Source organism: Rhizobium sp. O111 (genome assembly GCF_055616315.1).
This window is the reverse complement of record NZ_JBSHXL010000001.1, coordinates 3,323,196-3,348,640: the sequence shown is the minus strand read 5'-3', so window position 1 is coordinate 3,348,640 and position 25,445 is coordinate 3,323,196. Positions and strand designations below refer to the sequence as shown.

General features: G+C 62.5%; 26 protein-coding genes. 11 read left to right on the top strand and 15 right to left on the bottom strand.

Features of this window, described 5'->3' with window-relative positions:
* The first annotated feature begins 1 nt into the window (after position 1).
* Together ACVTFQ_RS16775 and ACVTFQ_RS16770 are read left to right on the top strand one after the other, a co-directional pair.
* Positions 2 to 2,686: an FtsK/SpoIIIE family DNA translocase gene (locus tag ACVTFQ_RS16775; RefSeq protein ID WP_111562628.1), complete on the top strand. Its 2,685-nt coding sequence runs from the start codon at positions 2 to 4 to the stop codon at positions 2,684 to 2,686.
* A 168-nt stretch (positions 2,687 to 2,854) separates the two neighbouring features.
* Positions 2,855 to 3,529, top strand: a complete 675-nt coding sequence (locus tag ACVTFQ_RS16770) for an outer membrane lipoprotein carrier protein LolA (RefSeq protein ID WP_111562627.1) — start codon at positions 2,855 to 2,857, stop codon at positions 3,527 to 3,529.
* Positions 3,530 to 3,652: 123 nt separating this feature from the next.
* On the opposite strand, the gene ACVTFQ_RS16765 is transcribed toward ACVTFQ_RS16770, so the two are convergent.
* The 3 genes from ACVTFQ_RS16765 to ACVTFQ_RS16755 form a co-directional block, all read right to left on the bottom strand.
* Positions 3,653 to 4,876 (bottom strand): argininosuccinate synthase, encoded by a 1,224-nt coding sequence (locus ACVTFQ_RS16765; RefSeq protein WP_111562626.1) that lies wholly within the window; start codon positions 4,874 to 4,876, stop codon positions 3,653 to 3,655.
* A gap of 118 nt (positions 4,877 to 4,994) precedes the next feature.
* Positions 4,995 to 5,243 (bottom strand): type II toxin-antitoxin system ParD family antitoxin, encoded by a 249-nt coding sequence (locus ACVTFQ_RS16760; RefSeq protein WP_111562772.1) that lies wholly within the window; start codon positions 5,241 to 5,243, stop codon positions 4,995 to 4,997.
* Between the two features lie 10 nt (positions 5,244 to 5,253).
* Positions 5,254 to 5,472 (bottom strand): type II toxin-antitoxin system ParD family antitoxin, encoded by a 219-nt coding sequence (locus tag ACVTFQ_RS16755; protein WP_111562625.1) that lies wholly within the window; start codon positions 5,470 to 5,472, stop codon positions 5,254 to 5,256.
* A gap of 98 nt (positions 5,473 to 5,570) precedes the next feature.
* Between ACVTFQ_RS16755 and ACVTFQ_RS16750 the strand changes: the two genes are divergently transcribed.
* Both ACVTFQ_RS16750 and ACVTFQ_RS16745 read left to right on the top strand, forming a co-directional pair.
* Positions 5,571 to 6,422, top strand: a complete 852-nt coding sequence (locus ACVTFQ_RS16750; RefSeq protein ID WP_111562624.1) for an SDR family NAD(P)-dependent oxidoreductase — start codon at positions 5,571 to 5,573, stop codon at positions 6,420 to 6,422.
* Between the two features lie 98 nt (positions 6,423 to 6,520).
* Complete coding sequence (locus ACVTFQ_RS16745; protein ID WP_111562623.1) at positions 6,521 to 7,162, top strand: LysE family translocator; 642 nt, start codon at positions 6,521 to 6,523, stop codon at positions 7,160 to 7,162.
* A gap of 67 nt (positions 7,163 to 7,229) precedes the next feature.
* Here the strand turns inward: ACVTFQ_RS16745 and ACVTFQ_RS16740 are convergent, their stop codons facing one another.
* The 5 genes from ACVTFQ_RS16740 to ACVTFQ_RS16720 all read right to left on the bottom strand — a co-directional run bounded on the left by ACVTFQ_RS16740 (position 7,230) and on the right by ACVTFQ_RS16720 (position 12,234).
* Positions 7,230 to 8,024 carry an ABC transporter ATP-binding protein gene (locus ACVTFQ_RS16740; protein WP_018902278.1) on the bottom strand — a complete coding sequence of 265 codons (795 nt, stop codon included), beginning with the start codon at positions 8,022 to 8,024 and terminating at the stop codon, positions 7,230 to 7,232.
* Positions 8,021 to 8,902: an ABC transporter permease gene (locus ACVTFQ_RS16735; protein WP_026283698.1), complete on the bottom strand. Its 882-nt coding sequence runs from the start codon at positions 8,900 to 8,902 to the stop codon at positions 8,021 to 8,023. The genes ACVTFQ_RS16740 and ACVTFQ_RS16735 overlap by 4 nt, the downstream gene beginning before the upstream one ends.
* 238 nt (positions 8,903 to 9,140) lie before the next feature.
* Positions 9,141 to 10,097: an ABC transporter substrate-binding protein gene (locus tag ACVTFQ_RS16730; protein ID WP_111562622.1), complete on the bottom strand. Its 957-nt coding sequence runs from the start codon at positions 10,095 to 10,097 to the stop codon at positions 9,141 to 9,143.
* Between the two features lie 119 nt (positions 10,098 to 10,216).
* Positions 10,217 to 11,452 carry a dual-specificity RNA methyltransferase RlmN gene (gene rlmN, locus ACVTFQ_RS16725; RefSeq protein WP_018902275.1) on the bottom strand — a complete coding sequence of 412 codons (1,236 nt, stop codon included), beginning with the start codon at positions 11,450 to 11,452 and terminating at the stop codon, positions 10,217 to 10,219.
* 227 nt (positions 11,453 to 11,679) lie between these two features.
* Positions 11,680 to 12,234: an invasion associated locus B family protein gene (locus ACVTFQ_RS16720; protein WP_018902274.1), complete on the bottom strand. Its 555-nt coding sequence runs from the start codon at positions 12,232 to 12,234 to the stop codon at positions 11,680 to 11,682.
* Positions 12,235 to 12,566: 332 nt separating this feature from the next.
* On the opposite strand from ACVTFQ_RS16720, the gene ACVTFQ_RS16715 reads away from it, so the two are divergent.
* Both ACVTFQ_RS16715 and ACVTFQ_RS16710 read left to right on the top strand, forming a co-directional pair.
* Complete coding sequence (locus ACVTFQ_RS16715; RefSeq protein ID WP_047508871.1) at positions 12,567 to 13,127, top strand: sigma-70 family RNA polymerase sigma factor; 561 nt, start codon at positions 12,567 to 12,569, stop codon at positions 13,125 to 13,127.
* A gap of 138 nt (positions 13,128 to 13,265) precedes the next feature.
* Positions 13,266 to 15,209: an elongation factor G gene (locus ACVTFQ_RS16710; protein ID WP_111562621.1), complete on the top strand. Its 1,944-nt coding sequence runs from the start codon at positions 13,266 to 13,268 to the stop codon at positions 15,207 to 15,209.
* Between the two features lie 24 nt (positions 15,210 to 15,233).
* Here the strand turns inward: ACVTFQ_RS16710 and ACVTFQ_RS16705 are convergent, their stop codons facing one another.
* Together ACVTFQ_RS16705 and ACVTFQ_RS16700 are read right to left on the bottom strand one after the other, a co-directional pair.
* Entirely contained in the window at positions 15,234 to 15,638 is a 405-nt protein-coding gene (locus tag ACVTFQ_RS16705) for a YkvA family protein (protein WP_018902272.1), read from the bottom strand.
* 74 nt (positions 15,639 to 15,712) lie between these two features.
* A complete protein-coding gene (locus ACVTFQ_RS16700; RefSeq protein ID WP_111562771.1) occupies positions 15,713 to 16,018 on the bottom strand; it encodes a 4a-hydroxytetrahydrobiopterin dehydratase in 306 nt (101 codons plus the stop codon).
* Between the two features lie 33 nt (positions 16,019 to 16,051).
* Here ACVTFQ_RS16700 and ACVTFQ_RS16695 point away from each other — a divergent pair, with 33 nt between their 5' ends.
* Positions 16,052 to 16,552, top strand: coding sequence for a low molecular weight protein-tyrosine-phosphatase (locus tag ACVTFQ_RS16695; protein WP_111562620.1), 501 nt, complete (start codon positions 16,052 to 16,054; stop codon positions 16,550 to 16,552).
* On the opposite strand, the gene thpR is transcribed toward ACVTFQ_RS16695, so the two are convergent.
* On the bottom strand, positions 16,459 to 17,052 hold the full coding sequence (thpR, locus tag ACVTFQ_RS16690) for an RNA 2',3'-cyclic phosphodiesterase (RefSeq protein ID WP_018902269.1): 594 nt from the start codon (positions 17,050 to 17,052) through the stop codon (positions 16,459 to 16,461). The two genes, ACVTFQ_RS16695 and thpR, sit on opposite strands and share 94 nt — an antisense overlap.
* A gap of 68 nt (positions 17,053 to 17,120) precedes the next feature.
* A complete protein-coding gene (locus ACVTFQ_RS16685) occupies positions 17,121 to 17,765 on the bottom strand; it encodes an arylesterase (protein ID WP_111562619.1) in 645 nt (214 codons plus the stop codon).
* Positions 17,766 to 17,821: 56 nt separating this feature from the next.
* Between ACVTFQ_RS16685 and ACVTFQ_RS16680 the strand changes: the two genes are divergently transcribed.
* From ACVTFQ_RS16680 to ACVTFQ_RS16670, 3 genes are all read left to right on the top strand, one after another.
* Positions 17,822 to 18,529 carry an ABC transporter ATP-binding protein gene (locus ACVTFQ_RS16680; protein ID WP_047508859.1) on the top strand — a complete coding sequence of 236 codons (708 nt, stop codon included), beginning with the start codon at positions 17,822 to 17,824 and terminating at the stop codon, positions 18,527 to 18,529.
* Positions 18,526 to 21,069 carry an ABC transporter permease gene (locus ACVTFQ_RS16675; protein WP_111562617.1) on the top strand — a complete coding sequence of 848 codons (2,544 nt, stop codon included), beginning with the start codon at positions 18,526 to 18,528 and terminating at the stop codon, positions 21,067 to 21,069. The genes ACVTFQ_RS16680 and ACVTFQ_RS16675 overlap by 4 nt, the downstream gene beginning before the upstream one ends.
* A gap of 179 nt (positions 21,070 to 21,248) precedes the next feature.
* Positions 21,249 to 21,986, top strand: a complete 738-nt coding sequence (locus ACVTFQ_RS16670; RefSeq protein ID WP_111562616.1) for a Bax inhibitor-1/YccA family protein — start codon at positions 21,249 to 21,251, stop codon at positions 21,984 to 21,986.
* Between the two features lie 132 nt (positions 21,987 to 22,118).
* Here ACVTFQ_RS16670 and ACVTFQ_RS16665 read toward each other — a convergent pair whose 3' ends face one another.
* A complete protein-coding gene (locus ACVTFQ_RS16665; RefSeq protein ID WP_111562615.1) occupies positions 22,119 to 22,589 on the bottom strand; it encodes a hypothetical protein in 471 nt (156 codons plus the stop codon).
* Between the two features lie 451 nt (positions 22,590 to 23,040).
* On the opposite strand from ACVTFQ_RS16665, the gene ACVTFQ_RS16660 reads away from it, so the two are divergent.
* Positions 23,041 to 23,598, top strand: coding sequence for a GNAT family N-acetyltransferase (locus ACVTFQ_RS16660; protein WP_111562613.1), 558 nt, complete (start codon positions 23,041 to 23,043; stop codon positions 23,596 to 23,598).
* A 6-nt stretch (positions 23,599 to 23,604) separates the two neighbouring features.
* On the opposite strand, the gene ACVTFQ_RS16655 is transcribed toward ACVTFQ_RS16660, so the two are convergent.
* Positions 23,605 to 24,006 carry a DUF2794 domain-containing protein gene (locus tag ACVTFQ_RS16655; RefSeq protein ID WP_111562612.1) on the bottom strand — a complete coding sequence of 134 codons (402 nt, stop codon included), beginning with the start codon at positions 24,004 to 24,006 and terminating at the stop codon, positions 23,605 to 23,607.
* 471 nt (positions 24,007 to 24,477) lie between these two features.
* Positions 24,478 to 25,215, bottom strand: coding sequence for a DUF1223 domain-containing protein (locus ACVTFQ_RS16650; RefSeq protein WP_047508816.1), 738 nt, complete (start codon positions 25,213 to 25,215; stop codon positions 24,478 to 24,480).
* Between the last annotated feature and the right edge of the window lie 230 nt (positions 25,216 to 25,445).

The following is a 25,445-nucleotide window of genomic DNA, read 5'->3' as shown; positions in this document are numbered from 1 at the left end:
CATGGCAAGAAGCACATCGCCAGCAATGGATGGCCGGCCGGACCGTTTCTCCCTCTCGGGGTTCATTTTCCGGCAGGCGCAGACCCTTTTGGGGTTTGCCATCTTCATTGCGCTGGCACTGGCCGTCGCGGCTTTGGCAACCTGGAACGTCGCCGATCCGAGCTATTCCTACGCCACCGGCAACGAGCCCACCAATGTGCTCGGCTATAGCGGTGCCGCCTTCGCCGATATCCTGATGCAGTTTTTCGGGCTTGCGAGTGTGGTTGCGTTGCTGCCCGTCGTCGCCTGGGCGCTGGCGCTGATCTCCGGCCGCCGCTTCACCCGCATTCCGGCGCGCGCCGCCGCCTGGGGCCTCGGCTCCGTGCTCTCCTCAGCCGTTCTCGGCTGCTTTCCGCCGCCGCTTACCTGGCCGATCCCCAACGGCATTGGTGGCGTCGTCGGCGACATGATCCTGCGCTTCCCGGCGCTATTCGTCGGCGCCTATCCGACCGGCACCTTCGCCACCGCCGTCGGCTGCATCTTCGCGGTCCCCTGCGTGTGGATGATGCTCTTTGCCGCTGGCATCGTCGGCCGCACCGAGGAGGAAGAGGCCGAAGAGGAAGAAGAAAACTACGCCGCCAGCCGCTCCAAGCTGCGCTCGGTGGGCGATGAGGACGAGGAAGACGACGAGGGCGGCTGGCTTGCCTTCGGCGCGCTGACGCATGCCTGGTACATGAGCCAGGCCCGCATGCGCCGCATGCTCGGCATGGGCCCGCGCAAGCGCAAGCTTGATGATTACGACGCGCCTTACGATTTCAACGATGACGAGTTCGGCAAGCTCAACGAGCCGGTGCGCGCCAAGGCGCCCGCCCGCGGCGAGCGCATGGATCCCTCTATGGATCCGTCGATCGCGCCCCGGGCCGGTTCGCCGCGCCGCGTGGTGTCCGCGCCGTCGATCTCGCTCAACGACGATGACGACGACGACATGGGCTACGATAGCGACATGCCGCCGCGCCCGGCCGATATCCTGCCCGACGACGAGGACGACAATGGCTGGATGATGCGTGCGCCCGCCAAGCAGGCCGGCGGTCGCGCCGAGCCGCGCGTGCAGCAGGCGGCCGCCCGCCCCAAGCTCGGCGCCCGCATGGAGCGCGAGCAGCAGGGTTCCTTCATCCGTCCCGAAGGCTTCCAGCTGCCGTCCATGCATCTTCTCGCCGAGCCCAAGGCCGTCGTGCGCGATTCGACGCTGTCGGCCGATGCGCTTGAACAGAACGCCCGCATGCTCGAAGGCGTGCTCGAGGATTTCGGCGTCAAGGGCGAGATCATCCATGTTCGCCCCGGCCCCGTCGTCACGCTTTACGAACTGGAGCCGGCGCCTGGCATCAAATCGTCGCGCGTCATCGGCCTTGCCGACGATATCGCCCGCTCGATGAGCGCGATCGCCGCCCGCGTCGCCGTCGTGCCCGGCCGCAACGCCATCGGCATCGAACTGCCGAACAACATCCGCGAGACCGTCTATCTGCGCGAGATGATCGCCTCCAGAGATTTCGAGACCTCCAAGGCCAAGCTCGCCATGGCGCTCGGCAAGACGATCGGCGGCGAAGCCGTCATCGCCGACCTCGCGAAGATGCCGCATCTGCTCGTCGCCGGCACCACCGGCTCGGGTAAATCGGTCGCCATCAACACCATGATCCTGTCGCTGCTCTACCGCATGACGCCGGAGCAGTGCCGCCTGATCATGATCGATCCGAAGATGCTCGAACTCTCCGTCTATGACGGCATCCCGCATCTGCTTTCGCCTGTCGTTACCGATCCGAAGAAGGCCGTCGTGGCGCTGAAGTGGACGGTGCGCGAGATGGAAGAGCGCTACAAGAAGATGTCGAAGATCGGTGTGCGCAACATCGACGGCTTCAATTCCCGCGTCGAGCAGGCGCTCGCCAAGGGCGAGGCGATCTCGCGCACCGTGCAGACGGGCTTCGACCGGGAAACCGGCGAGGCGATGTACGAGACGGAAGAGTTCGACCTGAAGCCACTGCCCTATATCGTCGTCATCATCGACGAAATGGCCGACCTGATGATGGTCGCCGGCAAGGATATCGAAGGCGCCGTGCAGCGCCTGGCGCAGATGGCACGCGCGGCCGGCATCCATGTCATCATGGCAACGCAGCGCCCGTCCGTCGATGTCATCACCGGTACGATCAAGGCCAACTTCCCGACCCGCATCTCCTTCCAGGTGACGTCGAAGATCGACAGCCGCACCATTCTGGGCGAACAGGGCGCCGAACAGCTGCTCGGCATGGGCGACATGCTCTACATGGCCGGCGGCGGCCGCATCCAGCGCGTCCATGGCCCGTTCGTGGCCGATGGCGAGGTGGAAGACATCGTCGCCTATCTGAAGACACAGGGGGCGCCGCAATATCTCGATGCCATCACCGCCGATGACGACGAGGATGGCGATTACGGCGGCGGGCCAGCCGGCACCGGCAATCTCGCGGATTCCGACGATCCCTATGACCAGGCCGTCGCCATCGTCCTGCGCGATGGAAAGGCCTCGACCTCCTACGTCCAGCGCCGTCTCGGCATCGGCTACAACCGCGCGGCCTCGCTCATCGAGCGGATGGAGCAGGAGGGCATCATCGGCCCGGCCAACCATGCCGGCAAGCGCGAGATCCTGGTTCCCACCGAAGGCGATATTCTCGACCGGTAAGGGCGCCTGCGCCCTTGATTCCGGCATTTTCAGCGCGATTTATGTCGCATGGGCCCGAACCTCACGGAAACCTGATCGGCGCGAAAACGTTACCTTTGGCCGGTCGTGCGAACACGCCATGAAGACGCCGCGTTTCGGCAGCATGCAGACTGCATAAAGGAGACTTTCATGAACCACTCCGACACATTCCTGGACCGCTTTACGCTGACACGGCGCCACATGCTGGGCGCGCTTGCTGTCGCGGCTGCGTCCACGGCGCTGCCGTTCAACGTCTTCGCCCAGGCGGCCGCGGCTGCTTCCACAAGCGGCACCGCGCAGGCGATCGCCGACCACTTCTCCTCGGTCGGCACGATGCAGGGCGAGTTCGTGCAGTTCGGCCCCAAGGGCGAGCAGACCGGCGGCAAATTCTTCATTCAGCGCCCCGGCAAGCTGCGCTTTAACTACGACGACCCGTCGCCGATCCGCGTGATCGCCGATGGGAAGAACGTGGCGATCGGCAACATGAAGCTGAAGACCTGGGACCTCTACCCACTGTCGAAGACACCGCTCAGCCTGCTTCTGGCGCAGAAGATCGACCTGTCGGCCGGCTCGGTGAAGAGCGTCAAGGAAGAGTCCGACCTGACGACCATCGCGCTCGGCAACAACACCGTCTTCGGCAATTCGACCATCACCATGATGTTCGACCCGAAGACCTATGACCTGCGCCAGTGGACGATCACCGACAACCAGGGCAAGGACACCTCGGTCATGGTTTTCAACGTGAAGACCGGCGTGCAGTTCGACGACAAGGTGTTCAAGGTGCCTTACGAGGTGATCCCGGGAACGGCGGCCTATCGCGATTGATGTGAGCCGACGGTGTGGTGGCTTCGATGCCGCACCGGTGGGCTTGGTGCTTGCGCAACAAAAGCCCGCATAGAAAAAGGCCCGCACGAGGCGGGCCTTCCAAACGAAATCAGCAAACGCCGATTACTTCGACAGATTACGCTTGCCCAGCGTGCGCAGGCGCAGCGCGTTGAGCTTGATGAAGCCGGCGGCGTCCTTCTGGTCGTAGGCGCCCTGGTCGTCCTCGAAGGTGACGAGGGTGTCGGAGTAGAGCGACTTGTCGCTCTCGCGGCCGATGACCATGACATTGCCCTTGTAAAGCTTCAGCGTCACTTCGCCCTCGACATGCTCCTGGCTCTTGTCGATCAGCGCCTGCAGCATTTCGCGCTCCGGAGAAAACCAGAAGCCGTAATAGATCAGCTCGGCGTAGCGCGGCATGATCTCGTCCTTGAGGTGCGCCGCACCACGGTCGAGCGTGATGCTTTCGATCGCGCGGTGCGCGGACAGCAGGATCGTGCCGCCGGGGGTCTCGTAGACGCCGCGCGACTTCATGCCGACATAGCGGTTCTCGACGAGGTCGAGACGGCCGATGCCGTTGTCGCGGCCGTAGGTGTTGAGTGCTGCGAGCAGCGTTGCGGGGCTCATCCGCACGCCGTTGATCGAGACGGCATCGCCCTTTTCGAAGCCGACCTTGATGATGGTGGCCTTGTCGGGTGCCGCTTCCGGCGAGATGGTGCGCATGTGCACGTATTCGGGCGCCTCGACGGCCGGATCTTCCAGAACCTTGCCCTCGGAAGAGGAGTGCAGCAGGTTGGCATCGACGGAGAACGGTGCTTCGCCCTTCTTGTCCTTGGCAACCGGAATCTGGTGGGCTTCGGCAAAGGCGAGCAGGTCGGTACGCGACTTGAACGACCAGTCGCGCCAGGGAGCGATGATCTTGATGTCGGGGTTCAGCGCATAGGCGGACAGCTCGAAGCGAACCTGGTCGTTGCCCTTGCCGGTGGCGCCGTGAGCAATGGCGTCAGCGCCGGTTCTCTTGGCGATATCGATCAGGTGCTTGGAGATCAGCGGACGGGCGATCGAGGTGCCGAGCAGGTAGACGCCTTCATAGACGGCATTGGCGCGGAACATCGGGAAGACGAAATCGCGCACGAATTCCTCGCGCACATCCTCGATGTAAATCTCCTTGATGCCGAGCATCTCGGCCTTCTTGCGCGCCGGCTCGAGCTCTTCGCCCTGTCCGAGGTCGGCCGTGAAGGTGACGACTTCGGCGTTAAGCTCGGTCTGCAGCCACTTCAGGATGATCGAGGTGTCGAGACCGCCGGAATAGGCGAGGACGACTTTCTTTACGTCTTTGTGCGATGCCATGATGATGAGATCCGTTGTGCCAGGAGGGTCGCGGCCAGCCGCAAGACCCGGTATCGCCGGGCACTTTTAGCGAGATTGACGCCGGACGCAAGGGCAAGGACGTCGAGAAACCGGGTCGCTAGAGGTGGTTTCGGCGTTCCGCCCGTTTTCGCTCGAGAAACGCATCGAAGTCAAACTCGACCGGCTCGCCCGATTGCTCACCCTCGATGATCGCCGCCTCAATTGGATCACGCTCGGCCTTCTGCTGCAGCACACGCAACGCCGCATCGACGACCTCGTCCACGGAAGCGTAGTTGCCGTCCCGCAGCTGTGCGTCGATAAACTCTTCCATCTGCGCGTCGAGGCGAATGGTCTCCACCCTGCCCATGCTGGAGCTCCTAGCGGACATATTGGCGATGCACCTCTTTCAGGAATTCCTCGCCATCAAACTCTTGCGGCTCGCCTGACTGCTCGCCCTCAATGATGGCCGCCCGGATCGCCTCAATCTCGGCCTGATCGCGCAGATGCTGTAGGCCCGCATCGATGGCTTCATCGCCGAGCTGCTCTTCGATGAAATCTTTGCGATCATCGATCGTTACCGACATGACCTTGGTCATCTAGGCTCCCGCGATCCGCTTTGCCCGTGGTTTGACTTGCCCTCCGAGATTACCATATCTGGCTGCGAGCGAACAATCCCAGGCGAAAGGCCCAAGCCGTGACCGATCTCACCGACATCATCAAGCCCTCCAACGTCGCCGTCATCACCGGTGGCGCCTCGGGCATTGGCCTGGCGGCCGCCAAGCACTTCGCATCCAAGGGCATGAATGTCGTCATCGCCGATCTCGGCGCAGAGCGTCTGGCGGCAGCGGCAAAGGCGATCGCGGCCATTTCCGGCGACGACCGTATCTTGGCCGTCGAGACCGACGTCTCCGACAAGGCGGCGCTCAAGGCTCTTGAGCGGCAGGTCGTCGAGCGCTTCGGCAAGGTCCATGTGCTGATGAACAATGCCGGTATCGGCCCGGAGACGTCGATCTTCAGCGACGACAGCGGCTGGGACGCGATCCTCGGCGTCAACCTGATGGGCGTGGTCAACGGCACGCGCGCCTTCGGCCCCAATATGCTCGCCCATGGCGAGCCGGGCCTGATCATCAACACCGGCTCCAAGCAGGGCATCACCACGCCTCCCGGCAACCCGGCATATAACGTCTCGAAGGCGGGCGTGAAGGTCTTCACCGAGGCGCTGGAACACGAGCTGCGCAACACCGAGGGCGGCAAGCTTTCCGCCCACCTCCTGATCCCAGGCTTCGTCTTCACCGGGCTTTCCAAGGGTTTTGGCGGTGAAAAGCCGGCCGCTGCCTGGACGGCAGAGCAGACCGTCGACTTCATGATCGAGAGCCTCGAGAAGTGTGATTTCTACATTCTCTGCCCCGATAACGACGTCGCCCGCCCGGTCGACGAGCGCCGCATGGCCTGGGCCGTCGGCGACATCATCGAGAACCGCCCGCCGCTTTCGCGCTGGCATCCCGATTATGCCGATCGCTTCAAGGCGTTTCTTGAGGGCAAGTAACGGCTGAAGCGATCGGGCCTATTAGAAGGTTTGATTGGTGCATTCGTTGAAAGCCGGATATGAGACATTGCTTTCATAACCGGCTTTACGAGTGTGCCATGGATTTCCTGCCGAGCCTGCCGACGCTTCTGACCTTTTCCGCCGCGAGCCTGCTGCTGGCCGCCACTCCCGGCCCTGACATGACCCTGTCGATCAGTCGGGCGCTGTCGCAGGGCAAGAAGCCGGCGCTTTATGTCGTGCTCGGCACCAGCCTCGGCATCGTCGTCCACACCATGCTGGTCGCCTTCGGCATCTCGGCGCTGATCACCGCCTCGCCGACGGCCTTCCTGATCCTGAAGACCGGTGGCGCCGCCTATCTTCTCTGGCTGGCGGTGCAGGCGATCCGCTTCGGCTCCAAGCTCTCGGTCGAAAAGGTCGAGGAGATCAAGGGTACGCCGCTCTCGAATATCGCGAGCGGCTTCTGGGTCAATCTTTTGAATCCCAAGGTCATCATCTTCTTCATGACCTTCCTGCCGCAGTTCGTCACCGCAGGCGATCCAGCGGTCACGCAGAAGCTGCTCTTCCTCGGCTTCTTCTTCATCGTCATCGGCATGCCGGTGAACGCGCTCGTGGTGCTCGCTTCCGACGGACTGGCGACATGGCTGCAGAACAACAGGAAGGTTCTGCGCGGGATGGACTACACCTTCGCCGGCGTCTTCTCCGTTTTCGCGGCGAAGATCCTGCTCACCCAGGCGCGCTGACATCAATAAAAACCCCGGGAGCGCCCCGGGCTCATTTGCCGGTCCCGGGGTGGATTTCTCTTCGCTATCAGCCGATCAGCAGCGCGTCGTCGTCAAGCGTCTGGCCGCGCATCTTGCGGAACATGTCGATCAGGTCCTCGACCTGCAGATCCTTGCGATTGTCGCCGGAGACGTCGAGCATGATCTCGCCGCCATGCAGCATGATGGTGCGGTGGCCGTAGTCCAGCGCCTGACGCATGGAGTGGGTGACCATCAGCGTCGTCAGCTTGCGCTCCGAGACCACCCGGTCCGTGAGACCCATGACGAACTCCGCCATCCCTGGGTCGAGTGCCGCCGTATGCTCGTCGAGCAGCAGCACCTCGGAGCCGGCAAGCGTCGCCATCACAAGCGAGATCGCCTGGCGCTGACCGCCGGACAACAGGTCCATGCGGTCCTTCATGCGGGTTTCGAGCCCGAGATTGAGCTCGGCGATCCGTTCGCGGAAATGCTCGCGCCGGCGTGGCCCGAGCGCCGAGGTCAGCCCCCGCCGCTCGCCGCGACGTGCGGCCAGCGCCAGGTTCTCCTCGATCGACAAGGCGCCGCAGCTACCCGTCAGCGGGTCCTGGAAGACGCGGGCGACGAGGCCGGCGCGCGCTGCGGTCGGCTTGCGGGTCACATCGGTGTGGCCGATCATCACCTGTCCTTCGCTTGCCAACACATCGCCGGCGAGCACGCCAAGCAGCGTCGACTTGCCGGCGCCGTTGGAGCCGATGACGGTGACGAACGAGCCTTCCTCGATCGTCAGGTTGACGCCGTTGAGCGCCTGCTTCTGCAGCGGCGTACCCTTGCCGAAGACGACCTTGATATCCTTGAGCGAGATCATGACGAGGCACCTCCGCGACGCAGGCGGGGAAGGATGAGCGCCACCGTGACCAGGACGGCGGTGACGAAATTGAGGTCGGAGGCCTGCAGGCCGATCACGTCGCTGGAGAGCGCCAGCTGGATGGCGATGCGGTAGAGGATCGAGCCGATGACGCAGCCGATCAGCGCGATCAACAGTCCGCGCTTCCCAAGAAGCGTCTCGCCGATGATGACGGCGGCGAGGCCGACGACGATGGTGCCGACACCCGAGGTCACGTCGGCAAAACCGTTGGTCTGCGCGAACAGCGCGCCGCCGAGCGCCACCAGCGCGTTGGAGATCGCCATGCCGAGATAGATCTGCCGGTTGGTATCGACGCCCTGGGCGCGGGCCATGCGGGCGTTCGCCCCTGTCGCGCGCATCGCAAGGCCGGAATCGCTTTCGAGGTAGCGCCAGACGACGATGACGGCGATGACCACAAGCACGCCGACGAAGAGCGGGCGCACATAGAAATCACGCAGGCCATGGCCGAAGAACGGGCTGATCATCGTATCGGCATTGATCAGCGCCACGTTCGGCTTGCCCATGACGCGCAGGTTCACGGAAAACAGCGCGATCATCGTCAGGATCGATGCCAGGAGATTGAGGATCTTGAAGCGCACGTTGAGCATGGCGGTCACCATGCCGGCAGCCGCCCCCGCCGCCATGGCGATCAGCGCCGCCAGCCAGGCATTGACGCCTGCAATGATCAGCACCGCGGTCACGGCGGCGCCGAGCGGAAACGAGCCGTCGACGGTCAGATCCGGAAAATCGAGCACACGGAATGCGAGGTAAACGCCGAGCGCGACGAAGGCATAGACCAACCCCAGCTCCACGGCTCCCCAGAATGCGATCTGACTCAAGGCTTTTGCCCTTTCTTGTGGTGTTTCCGTGGACAAGACCCTCTCTGGCCTGCCGGCCATCTCCCCCACAAGGGGGGAGAAGACCCGTGGCGCTCGATTGCCTCAATTGGGCGTCGAGGACTCGGCCAGGTTAAGCCCTCCCCCTTGTGGGGAGGGTTGGGGAGGGGTCTTTATTCCAAGGCGGTAAGGTCCGCTATCTTATTCGATGGTCTTCATCTCTATGCGATCAGCCGCTGTCTCAGTCGATCGTCTTCGTCGCGCGCTTCAGCACGCTCTCAGGCAGCGTCACGCCCATCTTGGCGGCGGCGCCCTTGTTGATGACGAGATCGCTGCCGGCGGCGACCTTGACCGGGATATCGCCGGGGTTCTCACCCTTCAGGATGCGAACGACGATTTCGCCGGTCTGCTTGCCGACGTCGTAGTAGTTGAAGCCGAGCGCGGCGACCGAGCCGCGCGAAACGGAATCTGTGTCGGCGGTGAAGAGCGGCAGCTTGGCTTCTTCGGCGACGGCCACGGCACCCTCGAGCGCCGAGATGATCGTGTTGTCGGTCGGGATATAGATCGCATCGGCACGACCGACGAGCGCGCGGGCCGCACCCTGCACTTCGGCGGACTTGGTGGCGGCGGATTCGACGACCTTGAGGCCGGCCTTTTCAGCCTCGACCTTCAGAACCGCGAGCAGCGATACCGAGTTCGCTTCACCGGAATTGTAGAGGTAGCCGATGGTCTTGGCGTTCGGCAGGATTTCCTTGATCAGCGCCACATGCTCGGCAACCGGCGACATGTCCGAGAGGCCGGTGACGTTGCCGCCGGGCTTGTCCATGTTCTTGACCAGCTGCGCGCCGAGCGGATCGGACACGGCGGTGAAGACGACGGGGATATCGCGGGTGGAGGAAACCACGGCCTGCGCCGAGGGGGTCGAGATCGGAACAATGACGTTCGGGCCGTCACCGGCGAACTGGCGGGCGATCTGGGCTGCGGTCGCGGGGTTGCCCTGCGCCGACTGGAACACGAACTTCAGGTTCTCGCCTTCCTTGTAGCCGGCTGCCGTCAGCACGTCGAGAACACCCTTGCGGGCAGCGTCGAGCGCCGGATGTTCGACGATCGCGGTGACCGCAACGGTCACGTCTTCGGCTTTCGCGGGCAGGGAAAGGGCAAGGGTCGCGGCCACGGCAGCGAGCAGTACAGAACGCATGGGTATCCTCCAATTATGATTTTGGGCCGCTTGTAGGAAAAGCGGCCCTTAAAATCAATCATTAGAAGATGCTGAGAGGATCAAACTTGCTGATCACCCGCGCACCCATCACGCAAACATCAGTCATCCGAGCCGTGGTTGGCGATCATCATCGCTTCGAAGGCCAGGCGCTCGGTCTTGCGCATGCGTTCCGATTCCGACTTCAGCTGGCCGCAAGCGGCGAGAATGTCGCGGCCGCGCGGCGTGCGGATCGGCGAGGCATAGCCGGCCGAGTTGATGAAATCGGCGAACTTCTCGATCTGCGCCCAGTCGGAGCACTGGTAGTTGGTGCCCGGCCAGGGGTTGAACGGAATGAGGTTGATCTTCGCCGGCACGCCCTTGAGCAACTGGATGAGACCCTTGGCGTCTTCCAGGCTGTCGTTGACGTCCTTCAGCATCACATATTCGAAAGTGATGCGACGGGCGTTGGAAAGCCCCGGATACTTGCGGCAGGCGTCGATCAGCTCCTTCAGCGGATACTTCTTGTTGATCGGCACAAGGATGTCGCGCAGGTCGTCGCGCACGGCGTGCAGCGAGATCGCCAGCATGACGCCGATCTCGTCGCCGGTGCGGAAGATTTCCGGCACGACGCCCGAGGTCGAGAGCGTGACGCGACGCTTTGAGAGCGACAACCCGTCGCCGTCGGTGGCGATCAGGAGCGCCTGCTTGACGCTGTCGAAATTGTAGAGCGGCTCGCCCATGCCCATCATCACGATGTTACTGACCTTGCGGCCCTCGGCCGGCATGATCGTGCCCTGCGGCGCTTCGCGGTCGGGGAAGTCGCCCAGCCGGTCGCGCGCGAGGAGCAGCTGCGACAGGATTTCTTCCGCCGTCAGATTGCGCACCAGGCGCTGCGTGCCGGTGTGACAGAAGGAACAGGTAAGCGTGCAGCCGACCTGGCTGGAAATGCAGAGCGTGCCGCGGCCTTCTTCGGGAATATAGACCGCCTCGATCTCGACCGGGCGACCGGCACCACGCGCCGGAAAGCGCAGCAGCCACTTGCGGGTGCCGTCGTTTGAGACCTGCTCCTCGACGATCTCGGGTCTTGCGATCGTAAAATGCGTCTTCAGCGTCTCGCGCATGTCCTTGGAAATATTGGCCATGTGGTCGAAGTCGGAGACCCCGCGCACATAGATCCAGTTCCAAAGCTGCGCCACGCGCATCTTGATCTGCTTTTCCGGCACGCCCTTCTCGCGCAGCGCGGCGCCCATCTCCTCGCGGGTGAGGCCGATCAGCGACGGCTTCGGCAATGCTTCGCCGCGCGCCGGCTGGTTGCCTGCGGGCTTGAGAACGGTCATCGCATCCATGACGGACATTTAATCTAATCCCGAATTCAACATGCGATCCTCCCGATAGTCCGAATGACTGGCGGGCGGAGCGGGCATGAAGGCAGAAAGTGAATGCGGAACTTGGCGGCCAAGCCGCGATCCATCCGCTGTTGTGCGCGCCTTTAGCATCATTTTTGCCATCCGTCACTATAGATGGAAACGACGAAGGCCGGCGCAAGGCCGGCCTTCGAAAATCAGGCGCGTGTCGCGGACGCTTACTTGCAGCTTTCAATCTGCTTCAGCGAAGCCGAAATGCCGGCCAGCGAATAGCTGTAGGAGGTCGCCGTGCCCTTGCGCGAGGTGGCGTTGACGGTCATCGAGTGGCCGCCCTTCATGGCGGCGACCAGCGCCGGCTCCTGCGCGGCGTTCTCGACCCAGCCGGCCTTGTCCTTGGTGAACATGACGAAGGTCTTGTTGTCGATGACGACGTTGATCTTCGAAGCGTCCTTGACGGTGTAGCCCATCATCGCCTGCGGCTCGTAGGAGATGTTCTGGCCGGGGCGCTGCGAGACGATGAAGAAGTTCTCGCCGTGGTCGATGCCGGCAGGCTTCTTTTCGGTCGGCACCGAGAGGACGTAGCAGACGGTGCTGTTGCCCTGCTTGTAGGAATAGGCGCCCCATGCCTGGAACTGCTGGATGCGGGTCGGCGCGGTGGAAGCGGCGGCGGCTGGCTGCTGCGCGGCGGCTGCGGGCTTCTTGGACTGTGCGGATGCGATGCCGGCGCCGGCGAGAACGAGGGAAAGGGCGAGTACGGTACTTTTTACAAACATGGATATTCCTGCCGGTTCTTGCGATTCGAGCCCGAGCGAGCGGGCGGCGCATAATCACGATCTGCTTTATTTTGACTTAATTCAGGTTACCAAAGCGTCAACGCAGGCCGCGAGAAGTCCGTGCCTGTGCCATTTCCACCCGGGTGTCAATGTTGAGCGCCGGATTAACGCTCGGGATGATGTAGTCCGGAAATGATCTGAAACCATCGCTCTTAAGGAATTTAAGACATAAAGATAACGGCAAGAGTTTGACGTTTCGAAAAACCGATGTACGTGAATAAGGACTGGAAATCCGTCAAGGATTTCATCGAGCCAGGGGGCTTTCGAACGGAATGGACGCCGAGGACAAACAGCGCTTCGCTGCCCTAGCTGGGGCTGTGGCGGAACGCCGCGACCAGCAGGCGTTCGCCATCCTGTTCGACTACTTCGCCCCACGCCTGAAATCCTGGCTTCTCAGGCAGAAAATGACCGCAAGCGAGGCCGAAGAGCTGGTCCAGGAGGTCATGATCGTCCTCTGGCACAAGGCCGATCTTTATGATTCTACGCGTTCGTCGCTCTCCACCTGGCTCTTCCGCATCGCCCGCAATCGCCGCATCGACCTGCAGCGCCGCGCCCGCGCCCGCATCCTCGACGAGGACGATCCGGCCCTCCAGCCAACCGCCGAAATCGGCGCCGACGAGCTGGTCGCCAATGGCGATCGCGATGCACAAGTTCGTGAAGCGGTGAGCCAATTGCCCGAAGAACAGCGCGAAATGCTCCGCGCCGCCTTCTTCCTCGGCCAATCCCACTCCGAAATCGCCGAATCGACCGGCCTGCCGCTCGGCACCGTCAAATCCCGCATACGGCTCGCCTTCGGCAAGCTGAAGAAAGTGCTGGAAGCGGAGAACGCGTGAGCCGAACCGCCATCGCGCCCTTGCAACGAAGGGAAGAGTAGTATCAGATGCCTTCATCCACAGATGGAGGTAATCACATGCGCCGTCACATGTTCGAAGCCAATGGAGCCACTCCCGTAGCCATGAACATGTTGTGCGATGCGAACACTCAATCTTGGAATCCTGGCGCATGTAGACGCCGGAAAGACTAGCCTCACCGAACGCCTGCTGTTTCACGCCGGCGTCATCAAGACGCTTGGCGGCGTCGATACCGGCGACACCCAGACCGACACCTTGCAGCTGGAGCGCGACCGCGGCATCACCATCCGCTCGGCCGTGGCGTCGTTCAGCGCGCGAGGCACGCGGATCAACCTTCTGGACCCCCCCGGTCACCCCGATTTCATTGCCGAAGTCGAACGCGTGCTCGGTGTGCTTGACGGCGCGGTACTCGTCGTCTCCGCCGTCGAGGGCGTGCAGGCGCAGACCCGCGTCCTGATGCGCGCCCTTGCCAGGCTGAAGGTACCGACCGTCATCTTCGTCAACAAAGTCGATCGGCGCGGCGCCGACGGCGGGGCAGCACTTGCCAATCTCCGCGACCGCCTGACGACAGCCCTCGTGCCGATGGGATCCGTCAGCGCACCCGGAACGCCGCTTGCGCGCTTCGACCCCGGCGCCTGGCGTGACCGCGACTTCCGTGCCGCCGTGCTGCAGGCGCTCGCCGAGCGCGACGATGACCTGCTCGCCGCCTTCGCGGAGGATCGCGCCGTGGAGGCGGGCACGCTACGGGAGCGGCTGGCGCGGCAAACCGCCGATGGCCTGATCTTCCCTGTCTATTTCGGCTCGGCCATAACAGGCGCCGGGATCGAGGAGTTGATTGACGGCATCACCGATCTCCTTCCGGCACCGATACCGCCGAAGGATGGCCCGGTCTCGGCAACCGCCTTCAAGGTCGAGCGCAATGCGGTGGGAGAGAAGCTTGCGCTGCTTCGTGTGGTCTCAGGCGCCCTGCGCGTTCGCGACAGGATCCTGATCGCTCACAAAGAGAACCGCGTCACCGATATCGAGATCTTTACCGAAGGACGGGTGAGACGCAGCGACGTCGCTTGGGCGGGCGATATCGCCAGAGTGAGAGGTCTCTCCGACATCAAGGTCGGCGACTGGATCGGAGACCGCGCCGTGGCCCCGCAAAGGCAGTTCGCGCCGCCCATGCTGGAGGCTGCGATCGTGCCGTATGACAAGGCGGATGCGCCTGCGCTGTGGAAGGCCCTGTCCCAGCTCTCGGAACAGGACCCGCTGATCAATCTGCGGCAGGGCGACGGCGAGGACGGCCTGTCGATTTCGCTCTATGGCGAGGTCCAGAAGGAAGTGATCGAGCACACGCTGAAAGCCGACTATCACCTTTCCGTACGCTTCCTCGACACCTCGCCGATCTATGTCGAGCGCATCCTCGGCGTCGGAAACGCCATCGAGCACGCGCCCGATCCGTTTCTGGCAACGATCGGGCTTCGCGTCGAAGCAAGCGAAAGCGAAGGCCGGCACAGGCTGATCTTCGAGGTCGAGCCGGGCGCCGCACCGCCATTCGCCTTCAAGGCAATCGACGAAGCCCTCGAGGTCGCGTTCGGCCAGGGCATCCACGGCTGGCAGGTGATCAACGCCTCGGTTTCAATCACCGAGATCACCAGGCTTCGAAAATGGACGACGAGCACCCCGTCGGACCATCGCAATCTGACGCCTCTGGTGCTGGCGCAGGCGTTGCGGATCGCCGGAACCGAGGTCTGCGAACCGATAGATCGCATCACCATCGACATGCCCGCCGACGCGCTGCCACGCGTGCAAAGCCTGCTGATGCGCCTCGACGCCGCGCTCGAACCGCCGGTCGCCAGCGGAGAGATGATGATGCTGGCTGGTACGATCGCCGCCATCAACGTCTACGACGTCCAGCGCGCTTTGCCGGCGCTGACAAGCGGTCTCGGGACGATGGAAACGGAGTTTTCAGGCTATCGGCCGGTCAGGGGCACGGCGCCGATGCGCCGTCGATCGGGGCCAAACCCGTTTTCGCGCAGCGAATATCTGGCGCAGCTCAAAGGCGCGCGCCAAGTGTGAAGAAAGGGCCGGCGAACAGCCGGCCTAAACCGTCTTCATATCCTCGGGTCGCACGCGATCGGGCGCGTCTTGCAGCGCCTTGTCGGCGGCTTCGTAGTGGTTGGGGCGGATGTGGCGGTTGACCATGGCGAAGGCGGCCGAGAGGACGGCGATGTCGTCGGTGAAGCCGATGCCGACAAGCACGTCGGGGATCATGTCGACGGGCAGCACGAAATAGGCGAGTGCCGCAAGCAGCGTGCCGCGCACCTTGAGCGGTGTCTCACGGTCGAGCGCGCAGTAATAGGCGGCAACGACATCGCGCGAGAAGGGAATCTTGCGCGCCGCCTTGCGGAAGGTCGGCCAGAATTTCTGCCGAACGCTCTTCTCCCGCCGCTCCTGCGTTTCTTCATCGCCCGGCAGCAGGATTTCACCGTATTTGACGTCGTCCATGTCCACTTGGCCCTTTGTGTTCCAGTTGGCCCTTTTGAGGTCAGGCCAGAATATGGGGGGTCTTCGGATGCAATTCAATCGACCCGTCGTGCCGCCGCCTTCTCCATCAGGCCCGCCAGCTTGAAATCGAGCTCCGTCAGCCCGTCGGCCGAATGGGTGCTCAGCGTCACATCCACCTTGGAGTAGACGTTGAACCATTCCGGATGATGATCGAGCTTTTCGGCTGCAAGGGCTGATTCCGTCATGAAGCCGAAGGCCTCGACGAAGTTCTTGAACTTGTAGCTCTTGGTGATCGACTTGCCGCCATCGCCAAGCGACCAGCCGTCGAGTTTTGCCAGTTCATCGCTAATCGCCTGGCGTTCCAGTTTGTCCCGTTTCATGCGATTGTCCTTTGCGTTCACCATGGGTCTCTTATGAAACGCACCAGTATCCTGTTTGTTTGCATGGGCAATATCTGCCGTTCGCCGCTGGCCGAAGGCGTCTTCAGCCACCTCATCGCCGAAGCCGGCCTTTCCGACCGCTTTCTCGTCGATTCCGCGGGCACCGGCAGCTGGCATGAGGGCGACGAGCCCGACAGACGGTCGATCGCGACCGCCCGCCAACACGGCATAGACATATCAGCTCAGCGCGCGCGGCGCATCCGCAGGGATGATTTTGCCGATTTCGATCTGATCATTGCCATGGACCGAAACAATGTCGCGGCCTTGAAAGCGCTCGATCCGGAGGCTCAGAATATTCATCTGTTCGGCGATCTGGCGCTCGGGAGCGGAGAGGATATCCCCGATCCCTATTATGGCGGCGTCGACGGCTTCGAGGCCGTTTATGCCAGGCTCTTGGCCGGCTGCAGGAAGCTGTTGTCGACGCTCGGCGCAGACAGCGCCTCGCGCAGCGGGAACACCTCTTCCGTCAGATAGGGCCCGCCGCCAACCGAATCGCGCGACGACAGAAGCACGAAGCGTGGCACGGTGAAGGATGCGGTCTGGAAATTGCCGCGTCCGGCCAGATAGTGCACGACATCGTCGACGCGCGAGGATTTCAGCCGCGCCAGCGTCACATGCGGAGTGAACTTGCGCGGATCAGGCGAAAGGCCGATCCGCTGGCAGATCCGTTCGATTTCCGCCTGCAGGGCATACATTTCGGGATTTTGCGTCACGCCGGCCCAGACCGAATGCGGCTTCTTGGAACCGAAAGCGCCGATACCGTCGAGCTTGATCTGGAATTCCGGCCTGTCGATGCGGTCGAGCCGATCGACAATCTCGTCGGCCGTGCGATTATCGACATCGCCGATGAAGCGCAGGGTGATGTGGTAATTTTCCACATCGATCCATCGGGCGCCAGGGAGACCACCGCGCAACAATGACAGGCTCATCGCCGCATTGCGCGGAATTTCGAGGGCGGTAAACAGTCTCGGCATAACGAGCACTCCCCGAATCTTTTGCAGGTGCTCACACGGAATCACGCATTGATCACGTGCGCAAGTCCCTAATTCTTCACAGTCGGCAACGTTCCAATGAATTGTGTGATTGCCGGTTCCATCTTTTGAACCATGGTATCCACGCCTTTGGAATTGGGGTGCATGCCGTCTTCCAGCTTCAGCGACGCATCGAGAACGACGCCGTCGAGGAAGAACGGATAGAGCGTAAGCCCATGTTTTTTGGCGAGTTTCTCGTAGATCGGGTTGAACCGCGCCGCGTAGTCGCCACCCATGTTCGGCGGCGCCATCATACCCGCGAGAAAGATCGCGATGCCGCGCTCCTTGAGCCGGGTAATCATTTGGTCGAGGTTCTTCTCACTTTGTTCGGGCGCGATCCCCCGCAGCGCGTCGTTGGCGCCGAGCTCCAGAATGACCCCGTCGGTGCCATCCGGCACCGACCAGTCGATGCGCGAAAGCCCGCCTGTCGTGGTGTCGCCGGAGACGCCTGCGTTCGCCACCGTAACATCGAGGCCCTTGGCCTTCAGCGCCGCCTGCAGCTTCTCCGGAAAGCCGTCACCGGGCGGCAATTGGTACCCTGCCATCAGACTGTCGCCGAAGCCGACGAGATTGATCGTGCGCGCCTGCGCTGAAACCGAAAGCATCATCGAAAAGACGATGACAGCGATGTGAAGACCCGCAACTTTAAATCTCATTCCATTGTCCCTAAATTGGCGGCAGCTGGGCTTTCATATAGGTAGGGCATTTACCGTTGGCAAAAACCATCATCGATCTGAAACGGGCCGATCTGACGCTTGGCAGTGCCGCCGCCTCCGTGCATGTGCTGAAGGGCATCGACCTTGAGATCGCCGCCGGTGAATCGGTCGGCATCGTCGGCCCCTCCGGTTCCGGCAAGTCGACGCTGCTGATGGTGCTTGCCGGCCTCGAGCGGCTGGATAGCGGCGAGATCAACATCAACGAAGCGCCCCTGCACACGATGAGCGAGGATCAGGTCGCGGATTTCCGTGGCCGTAACATCGGCATCGTTTTCCAGTCCTTCCACCTGATCGCCAACATGACGGCGCTTGAAAACGTCGCCGTGCCGCTCGAGCTCGCCAATGTCGCCAATCCCTTCGAGATCGCCCGTCGCGAGCTGAAATCCGTCGGCCTCGGCGACCGGTTGAACCATTATCCCGGCCAGCTTTCCGGTGGCGAGCAGCAGCGCGTGGCGATCGCCCGCGCGCTTGCCCCATCGCCGGCGCTTCTGATCGCGGATGAACCGACAGGCAATCTCGACACCGACACCGGCCGCCAGATCGCCGATCTCCTGTTTTCCAAGCAGGCCGAGCGCGGCATGACGCTGGTGCTCGTCACCCACGATAACGCGCTCGCCAAGCGCTGCTCGCGCCAGATCCGCGTCCGCTCCGGCAAGATAGAAGGCGACAGCGCCGCGATTGAAGCCGAAGTGGCCATTGCATGACGCTGATCACCCCGCGTATCGCGCTCGCCTTCCGTCTTGCCCTTCGTGAGCTGCGCGGCGGCCTGAGAGGCTTCTACATCTTCCTCGCCTGCATCGCGCTCGGCACCGGGGCGATTGCCGCGGTCAACTCGGTCTCGCAGTCGATCACCGACACGATTGCCACGCGCGGCCAGGAGATTCTGGCCGGCGACGTTCGCTTCGAGCTCAACAACCGAGAGGCGGCGGCCAACGAGCTCGATTTCCTGCGCTCGCTCGGCAAGGTCTCGGTCTCGACGGGCCTGCGCTCCATGGCCCGCAAGCCGGATGGATCCGACCAGGCGCTGGTCGAGGTCAAGGCCGTGGACGACGCCTATCCGCTCTATGGCAGCTTCGAGGCCGAGCCCAACTACCCGCTGCATACGCTTCTTGCCGATCAGGATGGTACCTATGGCGCGCTGGCCGCGCCTCTGCTTCTGGAACGCCTCGGCCTCAAGATCGGCGACGAGCTGCTGCTCGGCAATGTCATCGTCAACATCACCGGCACGGTGAAGACCGAGCCGGACGCGGTCTCGGAAGGTTTCGGCTTTGCGCCGCGCCTGATAGTGAGCCGCCAGGCGCTGCAGGCCTCGGGCCTGATCCAGACCGGCAGCCTCGTCGAGCACAGCTACAAGGTCAAGCTGAACGACCGATCGGACATGGCAGGCATCCGCGATCGCGCCACCAAGGACTTCCCCTCGGCCGGCTGGTCGATCCGCACAAGCGACCGCGCCGCCCCTTCGCTTACCGAAAACATCGAGCGTTTCTCGCAGTTCCTGACACTGGTCGGCCTGACCGCGCTGATCGTCGGCGGCGTCGGCGTGGCGAATGCCGTGCGCGCCTTCCTCGACGCCAAGCGCACGACGATCGCCACCTTCAAGTGCCTTGGCGCGCCGGCCTCGACGGTTGTCCTCATCTACCTCTTCCAGATCGGCCTGATCGCGCTTGGCGGCATCGCCATCGGCCTCGTCATCGGTGCCGCCGCGCCCATTCTCGCGGCCCAGTTCCTGGCGCAGTTCCTGCCGGTCTCGACAGCGCCGACGCTCTATCCGGTGGCACTGTCGCTCGCCGTCCTCTTCGGTGTGTTGACGACGCTCGCCTTCGCCATCATGCCGCTCGGCCACGCCCGCGAAGTGCCGCCGACGGCGCTGTTTCGCGAACAGGGCTTCGAGGCCCGCCGCCTGCCTTCCTGGCCCTACATTCTGATGGCCGCCGTCTTCCTCGCAGCACTTGCCGCCCTTGCGGTGGCGACCGCCCATGATCGTTTCATCGCGATCGTCTTCATCGGCGCCATCGCCTTTGCCTTCGTCGTCCTGCGCCTGGTGGCAGCCGGCATCGCCTGGCTTGCCCGCCGCAGCCCGCGTGTCAATTCGCCGGCGCTACGACTTGCGATCGGCAACATCCACCGCCCCGGGGCGCTCACGCCCTCCGTCGTGCTCTCGCTCGGCCTCGGGCTGGCGTTGCTCGTCACGCTGACTTTGATCGACGGAAATCTGCGCCAGCAGCTCACCGGCCGCATGGCCGATGGCGCGCCCAACTTCTTTTTCGTCGATATCCAGGGCGCCGAGCTCGACGGGTTCCGCAATCTGGTGAAGACCGATGCGCCCGAGGGCAAGCTTGTCGAGGTGCCGATGCTGCGCGGCCGCATCCTTGCCTTCAACGGCGAGGACGTGACCAAGCGCAAGGTGCCGCCATCGGGCCAATGGGTGCTGCGCGGCGACCGTGGCATCACCTATTCCGAAACGCTTCCCGAAAACGCCGTCCTGACAGAAGGCACATGGTGGGACAAGGATTACAGCGGCGAGCCGCTGGTCTCGTTTTCAGCGGAAGAGGCCGGCGAACTCGGCCTCAAGGTCGGCGATACCGTCACCGTCAACGTTCTCGGCCGCAACATGACGGCGAAGATCGCTAATCTGCGCAAGGTGCAGTGGGAGAGCCTGTCGATCAACTTCGTCATGGTCTTCTCGCCCAACACCTTCAAGGGCGCCCCGCATGCCTGGCTGGCGACGCTCACCGATCCCAAGGCGACGTCGGCGCAGGAAGCCGCGATCCTGAAATCGGTGACCAACACCTATCCGACGATCACGAGCGTGCGCGTCAAGGATGCGATCGACATCGTCAATTCGCTGGTGGCGCAGCTGGCGACCGCGATCCGCGCCGCGGCCTCCGTCGCCCTCATCGCCTCTGTCCTGGTGCTCGCAGGCGCCCTTGCCGCCGGCAACCGCGCCCGCACCCACGACGCCGTGGTGCTGAAGACGCTCGGCGCCACAAGGCGCATGCTGATGCGCGCCTTCTGCTACGAGTATCTGATACTCGGGCTCGCAACCGCTGTCTTCGCGCTGCTTTCGGGTGGCGTCGCCGCCTGGTTCATCGTCGCCCGCATCATGAAGATCCCCTCGCAGTTCCTGCCTGACGTCGCCGGCATGACGATCGTCACGGCCTTGGTGCTGACCGTCGGCATCGGCCTGATCGGCACATGGCGCATTCTCGGCCAGAAGGCGGCACCCGTTTTGCGCGAGCTCTGAGTGGCCGGGTTGAAATAATTCCGGCACCTTACGGCGATTTAACCCGATCGCGGGTTGCAAGGCTCTTGTTTGCAAAGGGCGAAAGGCTCATATTATCCGCAGGCATGCTGAAGCTCCGCAGCGGCGCCCGGGCAAGAAAACCCGACACCGTGTTCATTCGGAGCTGACAAGAGGAAACCATGGCTGACCTAAGAAATTACCAGGGCCGCGTTCAGAGCGGTGTCCAGACCGGCGAGATCGATCAGGGCCTTCGCAGCTATATGCTGAAGGTTTACAACCTGATGGCTATCGGCCTGGCGATCACCGGCCTGGCCGCCTATTTCGCATTCACATTCGCCGTCTCCAACGGCCAGCTGACCGCATTCGGCGCCGCGATCTACACCAGCCCGCTGAAGTGGGTGGTGATCTTCGCTCCGCTGGCGCTGGTCTTCTTCCTGAGCTTCAGGATCAATTCGATGAGCGTATCGGCCGCGCAGACGACCTTCGCGGTCTATGCAGCGCTTGTCGGCCTGTCGCTGTCGTCGATCTTCCTGATCTACACCGGCCAGAGCGTCGTGCAGACCTTCTTCGTGACGGCCGCCTCGTTTGGCGCGCTCTCGCTCTACGGCTACACGACCCGTCGTGACCTATCGGCCATGGGCTCGTTCCTGATGATGGGTCTCTTCGGCCTGATCATCGCCTCGATCGTCAACATCTTCCTGGCCTCCTCGGCCATGCAGTTCGCGATCTCGGTGATCGGCGTGCTGATCTTCGCGGGCCTGACGGCCTACGACACCCAGCGCATCAAGGAAATGTACTACGCCGCCGACGACGCCACCATGGCCGGCCGCAAGGCGATCATGGGCGCGCTGACGCTCTACCTCGACTTCATCAACCTCTTCATGTTCCTTCTGCAGTTCATGGGCAACCGCAAGTAAGATGAAGAGCGAGAGAGGGCGACACTGTCGCCCTTGATCCAGACGACAAGTTCGAGACGATCAGAACCGCTTGCAGCAGGAATGTTGCAGGCGGTTTTTCTTTGGCCGATCGACGGACCTTAGAAGGCTTGCCTAGTTGCCGGCGAAATCGACCGACGAGATATCGACGGACCATTCGAAGTCACTGGGCGAGGGGCGGCCCGGCAGGGTGTCCAGACCTCGGTAACGGTTCAAAGCCCAGCAGCTGCCGTACTCACTATGCGGCGCGATGATCTTGTCGCTGCTGAAATAATCCGAATAGACCTCGCCGCTGAACCCCGGACGCTTCGCAATCAGCCGGAAGCGCACGATATTGACCTGCCGGTCGGAGGCATTCGACAGCTCGACGAAAACCGGCTTGTCCGGATCCTGGCAACCGCTGGTTCCGCTGCTCGTGCCCGACACCAGGCTTGCCGAGTTCAGGCGGTCGGACTGCTGGAAGTAGAGATAGAGACCGACTGCGGCGCCGACACAGGCAAGGGCGGCAACGACGATCAGCGTGTGGCGGGGAAACAGCAGGAAGCAGACCAAGACGATCGGGACCGCGATTACCATGAAAATCATTAGGTCTGCTCCATTTCACTTCTGAGCTAAAGCAGCCAGCCGCAAGAGGCAAGGCTTTGCGAAAGTGGAAGTTGCAATGCTACTCCAGGGGGAAAGTTCTCGGGCTGGGTATCGGGCTGAGCGGTAGACGGAGCGGTGGTGCTCGGCGAAGCAGGCGATGAACAGCCATCGACGCCGTGCGCGTGGAGGCGTGCTTAGATCCTCGGCACAAGGCCGAGGATGACGTCGAGAGCTAGGAAGCTCTTATGTTTCAATAGGTTACTGGCGGAAACCGCACACTCCGCCGTCATTCTCGGGCTCGTCCCGAGAATCTAAGCACGCTTCCGCATATGCGACGTCAATGGACCTCCCGCCCGCAACCACCACAGCCCGTCTGCTTTCCCCTTGCCAACCGCCGCTGCGAATGCTCTTCAAGCAACGAACACCAGCTCTCCAGACATTGGCCCGCCCCATGCCCGTTCTCCTCCGCGACGCCTCCTTCTCCGACATCGACGCCATCACCGCCATCTACCGCGACTCTGTCCTGAATGGCGTTGCGAGCTACGAGATCACCCCACCGGATCGCGACGAGATGGCGGCGCGATACCAGGCCATTGTCGACAAGGGCTACCCCTATATCGTCGCCGTGGACGAGACAGGCGCGCTCGTCGGCTATGCCTACGCGTCGGCCTTCCGCACGCGGCCGGCCTATCGGTTCATGGTCGAGGATTCGATCTATCTAGCGCCGGAGGCGCGGGGCAAGGGTGTCGGCAAGCGGTTGCTGGAGGAGTTGATAGCGCGTTCGACCACGCTCGGTTTCCGACAGATGATCGCCGTGATCGGCGGTGCGCACCCTGCCTCGATCGCGCTGCATGCAAGCCATGGATTCGAGGAAATCGGCCGCATCAAGGGCTCCGGCTTCAAGCACGGGCGCTGGCTGGACACGATGCTGATGCAGCGTGTGCTCGGCGACGGCACCGCGACCGATCCCGATCCAGGCACCTATCCGGCGACGCTGTTTCTGGGTTGATAGCGCCTATTTCTCGACGAGCTTCAGCGACTTGTTGAACACCTTCAGCACCTGCTGCAGGTCGTGGCCGCGCTTCAGGATCTGGCCGTGGGTGTTGACGACGGAATAGGCGCCCTGCTTGGCGGCGAGCTTGGGATTCTTTTCGATACGGAAGAGCGGCATTTCGCCGGAGCGCTTGAAGACGGAGAAGACGGCCAAGTCCTTCAGGTGGTCGATCGCGTAATCCCGCCACTCTCCCTCGCCGACCATGCGCCCGTAGATCCACAGGATCGCATCCAGCTCTCGCCGGTGAAACGTCACTGGCAACGGGTCCTTGCTCTGCTTGAAGTCCCTGATATCCACGACGACGGGGGAATCGCTGTCGGTGGCCCGATTATTCCCACGCCGCAAATCCGGCTGATCTGTCATCAGTCTCGAATGCCTCCGTTCGTGACACGCGGGTGACAGTTTGCCTTAGCCTTTACAAATTGCAAGCGCGGCCTCGCGCGCATTAAGCATAGTCTGTGCAATCTGCCGCGTGCCGCATTTCAGTCAAAACAGCGCCTCAATTAAAAATGAAATTCGCTCGCACTTGACCGGCGCATCCTCAGCGGATTCGCCGACACTGAATTCTGCGCATCGTCTTTCGGCACTTTGGAGGAGATGTGACTGTTTGGCGCCAGCGCGCCAAAGGGCCCGGCTGACCGTATCGACCTTAACCCCAGCCCCGAATACGATCAGTCGGGCCGCCCCGCTTCCACCTGATAAGACAGATGAAATTCTTGGAAGCGTGTCCCAATCCTTCGGATTCGCTAGTCACGCTTCAAGTCTTTGGTTTGTCGCATGTCGTCGCCGCAAAACCGCTGCACGCTTTTGCGCGACATGCTTATGCCTAACGGCTCAGATGTTCTTGCCGGCCATGACGACGGTGGCGCCAAGGATCGCCGATGGCGTTCCGTCCGTCGTTGACGACTGCAGCAGCACCGCGCAGCCCTCGAGATCGGGCTTCTGCAGCACGGTGGCCGGCAGCGTCAGTTTTGTTTCCTTGCCGTCCCACATGCCAACCGTTTCGACATCCGAAACGCTGTGCGTATAGGCGATCTTCTGGCCGCTGTTTTCGCCCTTTTGCACTTCGATCGTCTTTTCGCGATCGAAATAGACCATGACGACACTGGCCTTGCCCTGGCCGGGGGCGACGTTGATCTCGAGCTGATCGCCCTTGACCTCGGCCTTGATCGGAACGGTCAGACCTTCGCCACCGGTCAGAAAGCCGTCGACCTTCTTCTCGATGCCGCCGATATCCGAGCCCATGACATGATCGCGGCCGTTCACCACCACCTGCGGCGTGTAGACATTGGCGCGGCCCATGGTCTTCGCATAGCCGTACTGGCGCTCGGTGTTTTCCTTTGAGCTCAGCGTGTCGGCCCAGCCCATGTAGTTCCAGTAATCGACATGATAGGCGAGAGCGATGACGTCGCCGCGCTCAACGAGCTTGCGAAAGGCCGCGTCAGCGGGAGGGCAAGAGGCGCAACCCTGGGAGGTGAACAGTTCGACCACGCCTTTGGGCGCCTCCTCGGCGAGCAAAGGGCTCGCCAGAGCGACACCTGCAATCAGCGAAATCAAAAACCGCGGCGACATTGCACCTCTACCTCTTTTCCTCTCCCACCCTTGCCGGACCAAAAAGGTTGGCAGGGTCTCCATCTCTTCAACCTAGAGATAATCGCTCCCGATCCAAACGAAAAATCACGAACGGGTGAGACAGAGCCCGCGTGGGACAACTCCGCAACACTTCGCCGTGAGGCCGGCCCCTCATAGCCCTCCAGACCACGAAAAAGCCGCCGGAAATCGCTTTCCGGCGGCCATTATCA